The sequence below is a fragment of the Burkholderia arboris genome, assembly GCF_902499125.1.
Classification (GTDB): domain Bacteria; phylum Pseudomonadota; class Gammaproteobacteria; order Burkholderiales; family Burkholderiaceae; genus Burkholderia; species Burkholderia arboris.
Genome location: NZ_CABVPX010000023.1, coordinates 1 through 15,800 on the forward strand (window position 1 = coordinate 1; position 15,800 = coordinate 15,800).

Below are 15,800 nucleotides of genomic sequence, written 5' to 3' on the forward strand. Positions count from 1 at the left end.
GGTACTATCGAAGCTGGTGTCCTCTCAGGTATCTGCTGTCTTCGCGATCCACCGCCAGCACCTCTGAAATCCCCGGTACGTTCGTCGATGGGCTGCACCAGCGCACCGTTAGCCGACGTCCTGCCAAGGTCGACGCGCTCAGCTGAGACGTCGTGATAGCCGATGATGAGCGACGTTTGCCGACGATGATCGACAAATCCGGATTTCTGCCGAAAAACTCCCTGCATCATCCATCTGCCTTTCGGCGCGCCGCGTCGAGCTGATGCCCAGGCTTGGCTGCGGTAAATGGCATTCCCGCAAAACCAATCCCTCGACGACATCCCGGCTCAAGAAACGACGACCGTAAATTCAACTCCCGATTCAAATTCCAGTGTCGTGGTCGAAAACCGCGGATCGTCGTCGAGATAGCGCTTGTACGGTCGAGCGGCGTCCTCAGCCGTGTACATGTTGTCGGCAAGTACGATCGATCCCGGGCGCAGCAGACGCTCGATCTGCTTGAATACGGCGACATAGGCGTCGGCCCACACGTCGATGAATACCAAGTCGAAAATGCCGTCCAGTGCGGCAACGGTTTCGAATACGTCGCCCTCCCGCATATCGACATAGGCGTCCAGGCCCGCTGTGTCGACGTGAGCGCGCAGATGTGCGCACTTGAGCGCATCGCGTTCGGTTGCGACGACCACGCCCCGACCCAACGTGCGCAGTGCCTCGGCGAAATACAGCGTGGACACGCCGCGGGAACTGCCGAGCTCGAGGATTCTGGCCGGCCGTTGCGAGAGCACCATGTTGTGCAGGAATCTTCCTGTTTCCGCCGACACGGCTAACGACAGCGGGCTGCCTTCCGGGGACCCGAAGTCTTCGCTGGACAGCCCGATCATGTCGAGAAATCGTCCCCGCAGCCGGGGGGCCAGCGCCTCGTATTCGTCGCCGAGCGTCAGGAACGCTTCGTTCGATCCCTGGAACTGCGCGCGTGCGCGGGCGATGATTTCGGCTCGGCTCTCTTCATGAAGCCGTTGCAGCAGATCGATGGTGGATGAAGCCATTTGCATTCCTAATAGATTATTGAAGTCGACGACATATCCGGCGGCTGCCTCTCCGTCAGGCTTCCTGCGCTGCGGTTCCGTCATCGACGAACCCGGGTGATGCTAGGTCCTTCGGGCGAGCGTGATGGCGCGTTCAGGACACGCCGTCACACAAAGCCCGCATGACCGGCAGGCGTGCGCATTCGGCGTGTAGGCGACTTTCATGCCATGCACGCGCTGTTTCAGGCGATGCATCAGACCGAGGCCGAGGTAATCGGCCTGATCGATGCGCCGGATCTCGAACACGTTCTCAGGGCAGACGGTGACGCAATCCCCCTTGCCTTCGCAACGTTTCAGATCGACGACCGGCGCGATCACCCCCGGCTTCTGTTTGCAGTCGCCCGTTGATTTCTCGCGCATGTTCACTCTCCCGTGCGCGGGTTGCTGCCCGATCGCCATGCGGCCCGAAAACGCTCGCGTTCTTCCGGGGTCATGGATTCCCATTTGCGCCAGTGGCGCCGGCCGTGCCAGCCGCGGTGTCCGCGGAATCCGCCGAACAGAATGCGGCTCAACACGAGCAGGCCCAGCGCACGGGCGAAGTCGATCGTACGGGCACCGACGAATAGCGCCGGAATCACCCAGTTCCACAGCATCATGACGACCCATCCGAGCACGCCTATGGCGATCACCACGAGCACTGCTTTGCCCGCACATCTGATTCGAAAATTCATTCGCCGACTCCTTTAGAGATCCAGTTCGTCATAAATGGGCTGCAGCCGCGCGCGCAGATGCAAGACTGCATAGCGTTTGCGCGCGAGCAGGGTATTGAGCGCGATGCCGCTTTGCGCGGCCATTTCCTTGAAGGACTGCCCCTCGAGTTCATGCGCGATGAAAACCTCACGCTGATTCGATGGCAACTCGTCGAGCGCATCCTGCAAGGCCTTGAGCACGAGCGTGCGAGCGTAGAGCGCTTCGGGGCCGGCATCGTGTGCCGGTAGCGCGAGGTCCAGGCGATACTCGCTGCCCGCTTCGTCCTCGGCCTCGAGCAGGTCGGTCAGCGGCTGCTCCTTCTTCTTGCGAAAGCGATCGATGATGCGGTTGCGCGCGGTACGGAAAAGCCACGCGCTTGCCTGTTCGATTGGCGCAGGCAGTCGATACGCTTGCACGAATTCGTGAAACACATCCTGCAGGATGTCCTCGGCGTCGTCCGGGTCGCGTATTCGACGCCGGATGAAATTCACGAGCCTCGTTCGTTCACGCATCACTGTCGCTGTGATGTCGCGGTCTGGGTCGGTCATCATGTGCGAAGTGGGTGGCGATTCCATGCCTCTGAAGACGTTTCAGGCGCCCGAATATTGTGGCGCCTGTGAAAATCTGCTGCAGCACGCATTCCCGCTATGCGCCACGGGCAGCCGGCACGGTCGTCCGGCCCTGCCGAATCAAGCCGTCCCCTTCCGTTTTCGCCCCCCGCCGATCTCTTGTGTGAACTGGTCTGGCCAGTCAGGCCTTAAGTTCCCGCAGGCGCTGTCGTTAAACAGGACGTTGCCGGCCTTCGGCGACCCCATTCAAATAACGTAGTAACGGAGATCGAAGTCATCATGCTGTCCTCGATTCGTGCTCGGATACTCGCGACCTGCGTCGCCATCGTGGTCACGGCGCTGGCTGTGACGGGGGGGCTGGTCTATTGCGTCGTCAAGAACCACAACGACGAGACCATCGACCAGAATCACAAGTCGATCCTCGCCGGTCACGCGCTGGCGATCAACGAATGGGTGGCCAGCAGGGGACGGGAAACCCAGGCACTGGCCGATACGATCGCCATCGGCGAGGGCGACCCGCTGCCGGCGTTGAAGCTGCTCGGCAAGTCGGGCGGCTTCGAGGTGCTGACGCTTGGACTGCCGGACAAGACCGCCTTCTCGAATGTTCCGCTCGCGCCCGGCTACGACCCGACCGCACGGCCCTGGTACAAGCAAGCCGTCAGCGCGGGCCAGCTGGTCGTGACGGCGCTCTACCGTGATGCGACGACCGGCAAGCCGGCTGTTGCGTTCGCGGTGCCCGTGGTGCGAGACGGCACCGTGAAGGGCGTGCTCGCCGCCAGCCTGTTCATGGAGAGCGTAAGCGCGATTGTCACCTCCGTTCACCCGACACCGGCGAGCTTCGCGTTCCTGGTGGACAAGAGCGGGCGCGTGATCGCGTCGGCCAAGACCGACCTGATCATGAGGCCTGCGACCGGCTTGTCGCCTGCGCTCGACGCCGATCACCTCGGCGCGCTGCAAACGGCGTCCGCCCCCGTCGCGGTCGACATCGACGGGGCCACCAAGCTGATGCGCGCACAACCGATCGCCGGCACGGACTGGTCGCTGGTGCTCGCGCTCGACAAGGCTGACGTGACGGCCGGTATGCGTGCGGTCGCGACGACGACGCTGGCGGCGATCCTGATCGTCGCCGTCATCGCCGCGGCGCTCGTCGGCGCGATGACGAACGCGGCCTTCAAACGCATTCTGCTGGTTCGCGATGCGCTCACGGACGTCTCGAGCGGCAGCGGCGACCTGACGAAACGCCTGCCTGCCGACGGCACGGACGAAGCCGCGCAGATCGCGCATGCGTTCAACCTGTTCGCCGAAAAGATCAGCACGATCCTGCTGCAGATTCGCGAATTCAGCGCATCGGTCAACCTTGCGAGCGCCGAGATCGCCCAGGGCAACCAGGATCTGTCGAGCCGGACCGAACATGCGGCGTCGAGCCTGCAGGAAACGGCCGCTGCACTCGAGGAAATCGCCGGCACGGCCCGCAATTCGGCCGATGCCGCAAGCCAGGTGAGCCGTCTGGCGGAATCCGCGTCGAATGTCGCGCTGCGCGGCGGCTCGGTCGTGAGCGAGGTCGTCTCGACGATGAACGACATTACGCAGGCGTCCGGCGAGATCGCCAACATCGTCGGCGTGATCGACGGCATCGCGTTCCAGACCAACATTCTCGCGTTGAATGCCGCCGTCGAGGCAGCACGTGCGAACGAGCATGGCCGCGGCTTTGCGGTCGTCGCGGGCGAGGTGCGTGCACTCGCGCAGCGCAGCGCGCAGGCCGCCAAGGAGATCAAGCAGTTGATCCACTCGTCGGTCGAGAAGATCGAGGGGGGCTCCGGACTCGTCCAGACGGCCGGCGCGACGATGGATGAAATCGTCGAGGGCGTGCGCGGCATCACGGGCGTGATCGCCGAAATGACCGTCGCAGCGAAGGAGCAGAGCACCGGGCTCGAGCAGGTGAATCAGGCCGTGTCGCATCTCGACAATGCGACCCAGCAGAATGCGGCGCTCGTCGAGCAGTCGGCGGCCGCGGCGACGTTGCTGCGCGAGCAGGCCGCCAAACTCGCGCAGACGGTCGGCGAGTTCAAGCTCGAGGACAGGCGCGCATCGACGATGCAGCCTGTTTGACGACGCGCGACACCGGCCACGCTCGTCTGCTGGATGGGCGGGCGTGGCATCCCTCACGCGTGCCGGCGCGGCTGGCGCACGCAGAGGCGGCACCGCCTCCATCGACAGGCCGAAATGGACGTGACCCGCGACGGGTAGCCGTCCATCGATCCCGCGACGCAGCGATATCGAGAGCGGCCGGCGCCTGTTCCCGGTGGTGCGCGCTGAATGGGAAAGTCACGCGCACGCGGCTGTCCGGACAGACGGAATCCGGCGCAATCTACATGACCTGCGATGCATGCCCGGCAACGACGCGCCAGCCGGTGCCCGCGCGGCGCCAGAGGCGCGTATAGGCAAACGTGCCGTCGAACGCCGCGCCGTCGAAATGGCCGGCGAGGGTCGCCCTCGTCGTGGTCAGGATCATCTCGTCGATCGCGCATGCGCGCATGTCGTGGACGTCGAGTTTCTCCAGACGCAGCAGCTTCGCGCGATGCGCGGCCAGATCGTCCGCCTTCGAGATGACCTGCCCGGTCGGAACGGTGAATACCAGCGCGTCGTCGAGCAATGCGTCGAGCGTTTCGACATCGTTGGCCAGCATCGCCGCGCGCAGCGCGGCTTCAAAAGGTTCGACGACTGTACGGATTGCATCCATGTCAGGGCCTCGCATCATTCCGGAAGGGGCGCGGTTGGGCACACCGTGGTGACGGATCGTGTCTAGCGCGCGTTCGACAACGTTTGACGCCGCACCAGCATCACCATGCAGATGCCGATCGACGCGAGGAGGTTGACGGCCGGATAGAACGCGACCGCCACACTCCACGTACTCAGTGCCAGCAACGCCAGCGCGTACTTGAGCACGCACAGCGCGAAATAGGTGAGGCTCTCGCTCCACGGATCGCGAATCGTCTTGCGCACGGTCGGGCCGAGACCCGCAAGCTCGATCAGCGTGACCAGACAGATCGAGACCGTCGGATCGTCGGTCAGCACCCACAGCGGAATGGCCGACAGCGCCGCGCACAGAAACAACCAGTCGACGGCCGTCCAGCCGCGTTCGCCGCGAAACAGGCTGGCGACCAGCGTCAGGAAACACGTGACGGCAATCGCCGCCGTGCACCATGCGGACGGTCCCGCGCCGGCCACGAACTGGCCGACAGCCGCGATCGCCGTGACGACCGACCACACGAGCCACGTGAACAGATGCGGGCGAACGGTGCGCCGGTAGATCGCGAGCGCGTACGGAATGGCCGCCAGCAAGGACACGGCCGTTCCGATCACGCCAAAGACCGAAGCGGCACCCTGATCGACACCCACCATCGACGTAACCTCGTTCGGACTGGCCGACCAGTATGTGGTCTGACGGATCGGGGCGCAACGTCGTGCGCATCGCGTATCGCCGCGCGCAGGACGTTGAATCGCAGCGGAAAGCCGATGCGCGCGGACACCAACAAACGGCACCGGGACGGCGCGGTGACAGGAAAACCCACTGCACGACAGTCAAATGAATAGAAATAACCTCTTCAGTGAGAAGAAAAACTGTTCTTTCAAATCTCTTTTTGTTGACCGACAGTTTGCCAACCGGACGACGGCTGCGCATCACGGCTGACATGAAAGTCGGCCGTGCCCGCCGGCACTGTCGCCGGGTCGAACCCAGGCGGACAACAATGCACACGCGCCTGGTCGTCACAACGGAGTCTTGAATGAACCCAACTTCAGCAGAACACCATCAGCACGCGGACTGGAGACGTCTCGCGGCGCAGGTCGTCCCGGGAACGCTCGCCCATATCGGCGGCCACAGCGTGCCGGCGCGCAGCGGCCGGACGTTCGCCGCGATCAATCCGGCGACCGAGGCCGTCATCGCGGAGGTCGCATCGTGCGACGCGCCGGATGTCGATGACGCGGTGCGCGCCGCACGCAACGCGTTCGAGTCCGGTGTCTGGTCGCGCTGCGCACCGGCCGAGCGCAAGCGCGTGATGTGCCGCTTCGGTGAGCTCATCGCCGCGCATGGAGAGGAACTCGCGCTGCTCGATTCGCTCAACATGGGCAAGCGCGTCGCAGACGCGTTCAGCATCGACGTGCCGGCCGCCGGCGGCCTGTTCAGCTGGTACGGGGAAGCGGTCGACAAACTGCATGGTGAAGTCGCGTCGACCGACCCCGGCAACCTCGCGGTCGTCACGCGTGAACCGCTCGGTGTGGTCGGCGCGGTCGTGCCGTGGAATTTTCCGCTCGACATGGTCGCGTGGAAGGTGGCGCCGGCGCTCGCGGCCGGCAACAGCATCGTGCTGAAGCCAGCGGAGCAATCGCCGCTGTCCGCGCTGCGTCTCGCGGAACTGGCGCTCGAGGCCGGCCTGCCGCCCGGCGTGCTGAATGTCGTGCCGGGCTACGGCGAGACCGCAGGGCGCGCGCTCGGGCTGCATCCCGACGTCGACGTTCTCGCGTTCACGGGATCGACGGCCGTCGGCAAGAAATTCCTCGAATACGCCGCGCAGTCGAACATGAAGCAGGTGTGGCTCGAATGCGGCGGCAAGAGCCCGAACCTCGTGTTCGACGATACGGACGATCTCGACCTCGCCGCCCGCAAGGCGTGCTTCGGCATCTTCTTCAACCAGGGCGAAGTGTGTTCCGCGAACTCGCGGCTGCTGGTCCAGCGCTCGATCCACGACGCGTTCGTCGACCGGCTGATCTCGCATGCGGCCGCGTTCATGCCGGGCGATCCGCTCGACCCGGCGAGCGGGATGGGCGCGATCGTCGACGAGCAGCAGCACCGGCGCGTGTGTGAGTGGATCGCGCGCGGCCGCGACAGCGCGACACTCGCGATCGGCGGCGGCGCACCGCGTGTCGACGGCAAGGGCTACTTCATCGAGCCGACGATCTTCATCGACGTGATGCCTGGCGACGCGATCGCACGCGAGGAGATCTTCGGGCCCGTGCTGTCGGTGATGGCGTTCGATACCGAGGACGAGGCCGTGCGGCTCGCGAATGACTCGATTTACGGCCTTGCCGCGTCGGTGTGGACCGGCAGCCTGTCGCGTGCGCATCGCGTAGCGGGCCGGCTGCGCGCCGGCACGGTGTCCGTCAACACGGTCGATGCGCTGAGCGCGCAAACGCCGTTCGGCGGGTTCCGCCAGTCGGGCTTCGGCCGCGACCTGTCGCTGCACGCGATCGACAAGTACACGGGACTCAAGACGACCTGGATCAGCTACTGATTCGATGCGGTGGGCCGCTGGCGGCCGCACCGCGCTGCACGTCAACGATTTTCATCCATACAACGAACCGGAGACTCGCTCATGAATGCGCCCAACTTTCCGCATCGTACGACGCAGGACTATCAACGCAGCGACGCCGCGCATCACCTGCATGCATTCGTCGACCAGAAGGCGCTGAACGAAGAGGGCGCGCGCGTGATGGTACGCGGCGAAGGTGTATATCTATGGGATAACGACGGCAACCGCTATCTGGACGGCATGTCCGGGCTGTGGTGCACCAACGTCGGCTATGGCCGCCCGGAGTTGATCGATGCCGCCGCGCGGCAGATGAGGGAACTGTCCTACTACAACATGTTCTTTCATACGACGCACCCGTCGGTGATCGAGCTGTCGGAGCGGCTGTTCGCGCTGCTCGGCAATCGCTTCAGCCACGTCGTGTATACCAATTCGGGTTCCGAATCGAATGAAGTGCTGATCCGCACGGTGCGGCGCTTCTGGGACGTGATGGGCAAGCCCGAGAAGAAGGTGCTGATCGGGCGCGTGAACGGTTATCACGGGTCGACGGTCGGCAGCGCATCGCTGGGCGGCATGGCGTTCATGCATGAAATGGGCGACCTGCCGATTCCGAACGTCACGCACGTCGACGAACCTTACTGGTACGCGAACGGCGGCGACCTGAGCCCCGAGGCGTTCGGCAAGCAGGCGGCGCTGTCGCTCGAGCGCAAGATTCTCGAGATCGGCGCGGACCGCGTCGCCGCGTTTGTCGCGGAGCCATTCCAGGGCGCCGGCGGGATGATTTTTCCGCCGGACGGCTACTGGCAGGAGATCGAGCGCATTTGCCGCCAGTACAACGTGCTGCTCTGCGCGGACGAAGTGATCGGCGGCTTCGGCCGCACCGGCGAGTGGTTCGCGCATCGTCACTTCGGCTTCGAGCCTGACCTGATCTGCATGGCCAAGGGGCTGACGTCGGGCTATGTGCCGATGGGCGGCCTGATCATGAGTCGGCGCGTCGGCGATGCGCTGGTCGACAAGGGCGGCGTCTATGCGCACGGGCTGACCTATTCGGGGCACCCGGTCGCGGCTGCGGTCGCATTGGCGAACCTCGACGTGCTCGAGCGCGACGGGCTCGTCGAGCGGACGAAGACCGATACGGGCCCGTATCTGCAGAAGGCGCTGCGCGACGCGTTCGACGGTCATCCGCTCGTCGGCGAGATCCAGGGCGCGGGGGCGGTCGGCGCGATCCAGTTCGCGAAGAACAAGGCGACGCGCGAGCGCTTCGCGAACGAAGCGGACCTGACCTGGCACAGCCGGACCGTCGGCTTCGAACTCGGTGCGATCGTGCGTTCGACGAACGGGCGCCTGATCGTCGCGCCACCGCTGGTGATCGATCACGCGCAGATCGACGAACTGGTCGGCACGATGCGCAAGGCGGTGGATGCAACCGCGCGCGAAGTGCTGGGGATCGGCTGCTGACGGGTTGAGCGGCGCGCTTTCGTTCCGGTGATTGACGGACGGGAGCGCGTATCGCGACCGAGATTGGTCGACTTCGTGCGGTATTCGGAGCGGCAGTCAGGGGCACGGAAGTTCGGGTATCAAGGGCGGTGATTCGGTGAGATGCCGTTTCATCTTGTTTCAATTAATGAGGAATGCAGAAAACATCGCCGCCCGCGAGCCGACACACATCACGACATAGACAAGGAGACGAAATGAGTCAGGGCGAGTCCATTGCTCATCTCGAGGAAAGCACCATCCAGCCGATTCCGCTGACCGAGCGGCACGGCAGCGCGAAGGACCTGTTCACGATCTGGTTCGGGTCGAACATCATGATGCTGACGATCGTCACCGGATCGCTCGCGACGACGGTGTTCAAGCAGCCGTTCTGGTGGGCCGCGCTGGCCACACTCACCGGCAGCCTGATCGGCGCAGTGTTCATGGCGCTGCATTCCGCGCAGGGGCCGCAGCTTGGCGTGCCGCAGATGATTCAGACACGGGGGCAGTTCGGGTCGTTTGGCGCTCTGCTGGTGGTCGCGCTGGTCGTCGTGATGTATGTCGGCTTCTTCGCGTCGAACTGCGTGTTCGGCGGGCAGGCGCTGCACAGCCTGAGCCCGGCTATTCCGCTCGATGCGGGCGTCGTCGTGATCGGGCTGATCAGCCTGCTCGGGTCGATCTACGGCTACAAGCTGATCCACGCGTATGCGCGACTGCTGAGCTGGTGCTCGGGCAGCGTGCTCGTGCTCGCATTCGTGTGGATCATCTTCGTGCACGGATTGCCGGGCGATACGTTCTCGAAGCATTCGCTGAACCTGTCCGGTTTTCTCGGTGCGATGTCGGTCGCCGCGCTGTGGCAGATCGCGTATGCGCCCTACGTGTCGGACTATTCGCGCTACCTGCCGCCCGACACGGGGCCGCGCAGCGCGTTCTGGTCGAGCTACTGGGGCTGCGTGCTCGGCTCGTTCTTCCCGATGCTGCTCGGCTGCCTGGTCGGCCTCGCGACGCCCGACGGCAACGTCGTGAGCGGCCTCACGGGCCTCACGCAAGGCATCAGCGTGCTCGTGATCGTCGTGCTGTCGTTCGGCATCGCGGCCAGCAACGCGATGGAGCTGTATTGTGGCGCGCTGTCGGCCATCACCGTGCTGCAGACGCTCTTCCCGTCGTGGTCGGGCAAGGCGCGGGCGCGCGCGATCACCGCGATCGTCCTGTGCGGCATCGCGCTCGCGATCGCGCTGTTCGGACAGGACAATTTCCTCGCCGGCTACACGAACTTCATCCTGCTGCTGCTGTACGTGCTCGTGCCGTGGACCGCGATCAACCTCGTCGATTACTACCTCGTGTGTCACGGCGAGTACGACGTCGATTCGTTCTTCCGGCAGGACGGCGGGATCTACGGACGCTTCAACACGATCGCCGTCGGGTCGTATTTCATCGGCATCGTCGCGCAGGCGCCGTTCATGGCGACCGACCTCTATACGGGCGAACTGGCGAGCCGGCTTGGCGGTGCGGACGTGTCGTGGATCGTCGGCCTGTCGCTGACATCGCTCGTCTACTACGCGGGTTGCAGGCTGTTCTCGCGGCCGTTGCAGGGTGTCGCGGCGAGCGCCGACTGAGCGCTTCGTGGTGTCGGCGCCTGCGTGACGTTATGGCACGAACGTCCGCAGGCGCTTCACGCCCGAGGTCATGGCCGAGCTTGCCGGTGCGAACCTCGCAGATGTTCGCGGCGTATCGGCGTCGCGGGACGGGCGCCCCGCGACTTTCGCACGCGTCCCGGTTCAACCGCACGCGCTTCAAGGCTCCACCTCAGCCGCATGCACGTCACGCCGGAATGCGCCGGGGCTCGTGCCCGTCCACTTGCGGAACGCGCGATGAAACGCGCTCGGCTCGGTGAAGCCGAGTTCGACCGCGATCTCCGCGACGCTGAGCGCGTGCCCGCGCAGCAGCGACTGGGCCAGCGCGCCGCGCAACTCGTCCTTGATCGCCGCGAAGCTTTGCCCTTCGCTGCGCAAGCGTCGCCGCAATGTCGCTGGCGTCGTGCCGAGGCGCACGGCCAGCGTGTCGAAGTCGGGCCACTCGGCGGCAGGCAAGGCCTTCAGGTGCGCGCGTGTCTTCGCGACCCAGCCCGTATCGTGCCGGTAGCGGACCAGCAGGTTGCCGGGCGCGCCGCGCAGGAACGTTTTCAGCGCCTGCTCGGAACGGATCGTCGGCAGCGCGAGATACGCGGCATTGAACGCGAGCCGGCTGTCGGGCCGGTCGAAATGCACGGGCACGCCGAAGAACTGGTGATAGTCGCTGCGCTGATCGGGGCTCGGGCAAGCGAAATCGATGCGCTGCAGCGGGATGCGCCGGCCGGTCAGCCAGCACGCGACACCGAGCAGGATCAGCCAGAAGGTCCGGTACGCGAACGCCGGATATGGCGCGCCCGATTGCGTCAGCACGATCTGCGCCTGCCCGTCGGCCACGACGAGCGCGCCGTGCGGCTCGTCGAGCACCACGCGCAGGAACTGCAGCGCGCGCCGCAGCGCCTGCTCGAGCGTACCGGCGTGCAGCACCGCGTGGCACAGCAGCGTGAAGCTGCCGCGCCGCATCGGGCGCGCGGCGAGCCCGAAGAATTCGTCGTCGAGCACGCCGGCGATCGCCAGCCACAGCCGGCCGTACTGCAGCGGCGTGACGGGCTCGCGCACGGCGGCCGGCAGGCCGGCGGCGCGCAGCACAGGCGCCGTCGCGATGTGCTGCCGGCGCAGGCTCGCGAGCGCATCGTCGACGAAATCCGGCGAAATCATCTGCGGCCCCATTTTCCTGCATCCTCCCGACATGGCAAAAGCGATCACGATTCTAGATTCTGTTTGTCATTGATTGCAATGTACGGGCTGTCTACTATCGATGTATCCCCGTCGCGCCCCTGGCTCGCCGGCGGTCATAACGCACAGGAGACACGCATGCCTGATGGAGCTACCGCCCGGGCGGTGCCGGCCTACGCCGACGCCGTGGCCCGGTTCAGTATCGAGACCGCCGCCGCGCAACTGCACGGCGACCTGGAGCGCGGCCTGAACGCGTGCGTCGAATGCTGCGACCGGCACGCGACGGCGGGCGCGGTCGCGCTGGACTGGATCGATATCGGCGGGCAGCACCACCGCTTCACGTTCGCGCAGATGCAGGCGTTGTCGGCCCGCGTGGCGAACCTGCTCGTCGCGCAGGGCGTGAAGCCGGGCGACGTGGTGGCCGGCCTGCTGCCGCGCACGCCGGAGCTTGTCGCGACGATCCTCGGCACGTGGCGCGCGGGCGCCGTCTACCAGCCGCTGTTCACCGCGTTCGGCCCGAAGGCGATCGAGCACCGGTTGCGCATGAGCGATGCGCGCCTCGTCGTGACCAATGTCGCGAATCGCGCGAAGCTCGACGAGATCGCCGATTGCCCGCCGGTCGCGACGGTGCGCGAACCGGGCGACACGCTGCCGGAGCGCGACATCGATTTCCGCGCGGCGCTCGACGCGCAGTCCGACACGTTCGAACCGGTGCTGCGCAAGGGGTCGGACCTGTTCATGATGATGTCGACGTCGGGCACGACGGGTTTGCCGAAGGGCGTGCCGGTGCCGCTGTACGCGCTGCTCGCGTTCGGTGCGTACACGCGCGACGCGGTCGACCTGCGCGCGGGCGACCGGTTCTGGAACATCGCCGATCCGGGCTGGGCGTACGGCCTCTACTACGCGATCACGGGCCCGCTGGTGCTCGGCCATGCGACGACGCTCTACGAAGGCAGCTTCACGGTCGACAGCACGTACGACGTGATCGAACGGCTCGGCATCACGAGCCTGGCCGGCTCGCCGACCGCGTACCGGATGCTGATGGCCGCCGGACCGGAAGCGGCGGCGCGCGTGAAGGGCAAGCTGCGCGTGGTGAGCAGCGCGGGCGAACCGCTGAATCCGGAGGTCGTGCGCTGGTTCGACGCGGCGCTCGGTGCGCCGATTTACGATCACTACGGCCAGACCGAGCTCGGGATGGTCGTGAACAACCATCACGGTCTCGCACACGTGGTGCATGTCGGTTCCGCCGGCTTCGCGATGCCGGGCTACCGGGTCGCGGTGCTCGACGAAGCGGGCCGCGAGCTCGGCCCCGGCGAGCCCGGCAACCTCGCGATCGACATCGCGCGCTCGCCGCTGCTGTGGTTCCGCGGCTACTGGCAGCAGGACACGCCGGCGATCGCGGGTGGCTATTACCGGACGGGCGACAACGTCGAACTGGAGCCGGACGGCACCGTGAGCTTCATCGGCCGCGCGGACGACGTGATCACGTCGTCTGGCTACCGGATCGGCCCGTTCGACGTGGAAAGCGCGCTGATCGAGCATCCGGCCGTCAGCGAAGCGGCCGTGATCGGCGTGCCCGATCCGGAGCGCACGGAAATCGTGAAGGCGTTCGTCGTACTGTCGAAAGGCTTCGACGGTACGCCTGAACTGGCCGAGGAACTGAGCCTGCATGTGAAGCGGCGGCTGTCCGCTCACGCCTATCCACGCGCGATCGACTTCGTCGACGCGCTGCCGAAAACCCCGAGCGGCAAGATCCAGCGCTTCGTGCTGCGCAAGATGGAAGCCGAGAAGGCCGCTCAACCCTGAATATGGACTGCGAATGAATATCAAGGATCGCGTTTTTCTGATTACGGGCGCCGGTTCGGGCCTTGGCGCCGCGGTGGCGCGCATGGTCGTCGAGCAAGGCGGCAAGGCCGTGCTGCTGGACGTCAATGACGATGCGGGCGCGAGCCTCGCGAACGAACTCGGTGCGGCCGCGCGTTTCGTGAAGACCGACGTGACGAGCGAAGCCGATGGCCAGGCGGCCGTCGCCGCCGCGCGCGATGCATTCGGCCGTATCGACGCGCTCGTCAATTGCGCGGGCGTCGCGCCGGGCGAGAAGGTGGTCGGCCGCGACGGCCCGCACTCGCTCGAGCGTTTCGCACGTGCGGTATCGATCAATCTGGTCGGCACGTTCAACATGATCCGGCTGGCCGCCGAAGCGATGTCGAAGCAGGACGCCGACGCGGAAGGCGAGCGCGGCGTGATCGTCAACACCGCATCGGTCGCCGCGTTCGACGGGCAGATCGGGCAGGCGGCGTATGCTGCATCGAAGAGCGGCGTGGTGGGCATGACGCTGCCGGTTGCGCGCGAACTCGCGCGCTTCGGCATTCGCGTCGTGACGGTCGCGCCGGGCATCTTCGCGACGCCGATGATGGCCGGCATGCCGCAGGACGTGCAGGACGCGCTCGGCAAGAGCGTGCCGTTCCCGCCGCGGCTCGGCCGCCCGGAAGAATTTGCGGCGCTGGTGCGCCACATCGCCGAAAACACGATGCTGAACGGCGAAGTCATCCGTCTCGATGGCGCGTTGCGCATGGCACCGCGCTGACACTGGAGGAAGCGAATCATGACGACTCAGGATCCGATCGTAATCGTTGGCACGGCGCGTACGCCGATGGGTGGTTTTCAGGGCGACCTGGCGGCGGCCAGCGCGAGCGACCTTGGCGCGGTCGCCATTCGCGCGGCGCTGGAGCGCGCGAACGTGCCGGCCGAGCGTATCGACGAAATCGTGTTCGGCTGCGTGCTGCCGGCCGGCCAGGGCCAGGCGCCGGCGCGGCAGGCCGCGCTGAAGGCCGGGCTGCCGCTCGGCGCGGGTGCGACCACGGTCAACAAGATGTGCGGTTCGGGGATGAAGGCGGCGATGTTCGCGCATGACCTGCTGCTGGCCGGTTCGGCGGCGGTGGCCGTCGCGGGCGGGATGGAGAGCATGTCGAATGCGCCGTATCTGCTGCCGAAGGCGCGCGCGGGGATGCGCATGGGTCACGGGCAGGTGCTCGACCACATGTTCCTCGACGGGCTCGAAGATGCGTACGAAAAGGGCCGTTTGATGGGCACCTTCGCCGAGGATTGCGCGCAGGCGTACCAGTTCACACGCGAGGCGCAGGATGCGTTCGCGATCGCATCGCTCACGCGCGCGCAGCGCGCGATCGCCGAAGGACATTTCGTGTCGGAGATCGCGCCGGTGACCGTGAAGGCCGGCAAGACCGAAAGCGTCGTGTCGATCGACGAGCAACCGGGCAATGCGAAGCTCGACAAGATCCCGACGCTGAAGCCGGCGTTCCGCGACGGCGGCACGGTGACGGCCGCGAACGCGTCGTCGATCTCGGACGGCGCGGCTGCGCTCGTGATGATGCGCCGCTCCGAAGCCGAGCGCCTCGGCCTCGCACCGAAGGCCGTGATCGTCGGGCATTCGACGTTTGCGGACAAGCCGGGCCTGTTCGCGACCGCGCCGATCGGCGCGCTGCGCAAGCTGTCCGAGAAAACCGGCTGGAACCTGCGCGACGTCGACCTGTTCGAGATCAACGAAGCGTTCGCGGTCGTGCCGATGGCCGCGATGCGCGACCTCGACCTGCCGCACGAGAAGGTCAACGTACACGGCGGCGCGTGCGCGCTCGGGCATCCGATCGGCGCATCGGGTGCGCGCGTGATGGTGACGCTGCTGGCCGCGCTCGAAACGTATGGCCTGAATCGCGGCGTCGCATCGCTGTGCATCGGCGGCGGTGAGGCGACGGCCATCGCGATCGAGCGCATCGCGTAACGTATCGCCGATTACGCACGCTGCAACGCGGGCGACGGGTATCGCGTAAGGCGGACTTGCGCGATACCCGTCGCCCGTTT

15 protein-coding genes are annotated in these 15,800 nt (G+C 65.9%); 7 read left to right on the forward strand and 8 right to left on the reverse strand.

Features of this window, described 5'->3' with window-relative positions:
* The 5 genes from BLA15945_RS25030 to BLA15945_RS25050 form a co-directional block, all read right to left on the reverse strand.
* The coding region (locus tag BLA15945_RS25030; protein WP_217468167.1) for a hypothetical protein at nucleotides 1-230 on the reverse strand (230 nt) is incomplete at its 3' end.
* A 96-nt stretch (nucleotides 231-326) separates the two neighbouring features.
* Nucleotides 327-1,043 carry an O-methyltransferase gene (locus BLA15945_RS25035; protein WP_174993615.1) on the reverse strand — a complete coding sequence of 239 codons (717 nt, stop codon included), beginning with the start codon at nucleotides 1,041-1,043 and terminating at the stop codon, nucleotides 327-329.
* A 102-nt stretch (nucleotides 1,044-1,145) separates the two neighbouring features.
* A complete protein-coding gene (locus BLA15945_RS25040; RefSeq protein ID WP_081052077.1) occupies nucleotides 1,146-1,442 on the reverse strand; it encodes a 4Fe-4S dicluster domain-containing protein in 297 nt (98 codons plus the stop codon).
* A 2-nt stretch (nucleotides 1,443-1,444) separates the two neighbouring features.
* Nucleotides 1,445-1,753 (reverse strand): hypothetical protein, encoded by a 309-nt coding sequence (locus BLA15945_RS25045; protein ID WP_059241051.1) that lies wholly within the window; start codon nucleotides 1,751-1,753, stop codon nucleotides 1,445-1,447.
* Nucleotides 1,754-1,765: 12 nt separating this feature from the next.
* The gene (locus BLA15945_RS25050; RefSeq protein WP_174993616.1) at nucleotides 1,766-2,347 is read right to left on the reverse strand and encodes an RNA polymerase sigma factor; all 582 of its coding nucleotides are present in this window, start codon (nucleotides 2,345-2,347) and stop codon (nucleotides 1,766-1,768) included.
* Nucleotides 2,348-2,620: 273 nt separating this feature from the next.
* Here BLA15945_RS25050 and BLA15945_RS25055 point away from each other — a divergent pair, with 273 nt between their 5' ends.
* Nucleotides 2,621-4,450: a methyl-accepting chemotaxis protein gene (locus tag BLA15945_RS25055; protein WP_174993617.1), complete on the forward strand. Its 1,830-nt coding sequence runs from the start codon at nucleotides 2,621-2,623 to the stop codon at nucleotides 4,448-4,450.
* Between the two features lie 259 nt (nucleotides 4,451-4,709).
* On the opposite strand, the gene BLA15945_RS25060 is transcribed toward BLA15945_RS25055, so the two are convergent.
* A complete protein-coding gene (locus tag BLA15945_RS25060; protein ID WP_059241049.1) occupies nucleotides 4,710-5,081 on the reverse strand; it encodes a nuclear transport factor 2 family protein in 372 nt (123 codons plus the stop codon).
* Nucleotides 5,082-5,143: 62 nt separating this feature from the next.
* Nucleotides 5,144-5,743, reverse strand: coding sequence for a hypothetical protein (locus BLA15945_RS25065; protein ID WP_174993618.1), 600 nt, complete (start codon nucleotides 5,741-5,743; stop codon nucleotides 5,144-5,146).
* 383 nt (nucleotides 5,744-6,126) lie between these two features.
* Here BLA15945_RS25065 and BLA15945_RS25070 point away from each other — a divergent pair, with 383 nt between their 5' ends.
* From BLA15945_RS25070 to BLA15945_RS25080, 3 genes are all read left to right on the forward strand, one after another.
* Nucleotides 6,127-7,632, forward strand: coding sequence for an aldehyde dehydrogenase (locus BLA15945_RS25070; protein ID WP_174993619.1), 1,506 nt, complete (start codon nucleotides 6,127-6,129; stop codon nucleotides 7,630-7,632).
* Between the two features lie 81 nt (nucleotides 7,633-7,713).
* A complete protein-coding gene (locus tag BLA15945_RS25075) occupies nucleotides 7,714-9,105 on the forward strand; it encodes an aspartate aminotransferase family protein (RefSeq protein ID WP_174993620.1) in 1,392 nt (463 codons plus the stop codon).
* 233 nt (nucleotides 9,106-9,338) lie between these two features.
* Nucleotides 9,339-10,736, forward strand: coding sequence for a purine-cytosine permease family protein (locus tag BLA15945_RS25080; RefSeq protein ID WP_174993621.1), 1,398 nt, complete (start codon nucleotides 9,339-9,341; stop codon nucleotides 10,734-10,736).
* Nucleotides 10,737-10,913: 177 nt separating this feature from the next.
* Here the strand turns inward: BLA15945_RS25080 and BLA15945_RS25085 are convergent, their stop codons facing one another.
* On the reverse strand, nucleotides 10,914-11,918 hold the full coding sequence (locus BLA15945_RS25085; RefSeq protein WP_174993622.1) for an AraC family transcriptional regulator: 1,005 nt from the start codon (nucleotides 11,916-11,918) through the stop codon (nucleotides 10,914-10,916).
* Nucleotides 11,919-12,062: 144 nt separating this feature from the next.
* On the opposite strand from BLA15945_RS25085, the gene BLA15945_RS25090 reads away from it, so the two are divergent.
* From BLA15945_RS25090 to BLA15945_RS25100, 3 genes are read left to right on the forward strand one after another with little or no spacing between them, the layout of a single operon-like run.
* Entirely contained in the window at nucleotides 12,063-13,730 is a 1,668-nt protein-coding gene (locus BLA15945_RS25090; protein WP_174993623.1) for an acyl-CoA synthetase, read from the forward strand.
* 13 nt (nucleotides 13,731-13,743) lie between these two features.
* Nucleotides 13,744-14,511: a 3-hydroxyacyl-CoA dehydrogenase gene (locus BLA15945_RS25095; RefSeq protein ID WP_174993624.1), complete on the forward strand. Its 768-nt coding sequence runs from the start codon at nucleotides 13,744-13,746 to the stop codon at nucleotides 14,509-14,511.
* Between the two features lie 18 nt (nucleotides 14,512-14,529).
* Nucleotides 14,530-15,720 (forward strand): acetyl-CoA C-acyltransferase, encoded by a 1,191-nt coding sequence (locus BLA15945_RS25100; protein ID WP_174993625.1) that lies wholly within the window; start codon nucleotides 14,530-14,532, stop codon nucleotides 15,718-15,720.
* Nucleotides 15,721-15,800: the final 80 nt, after the last annotated feature.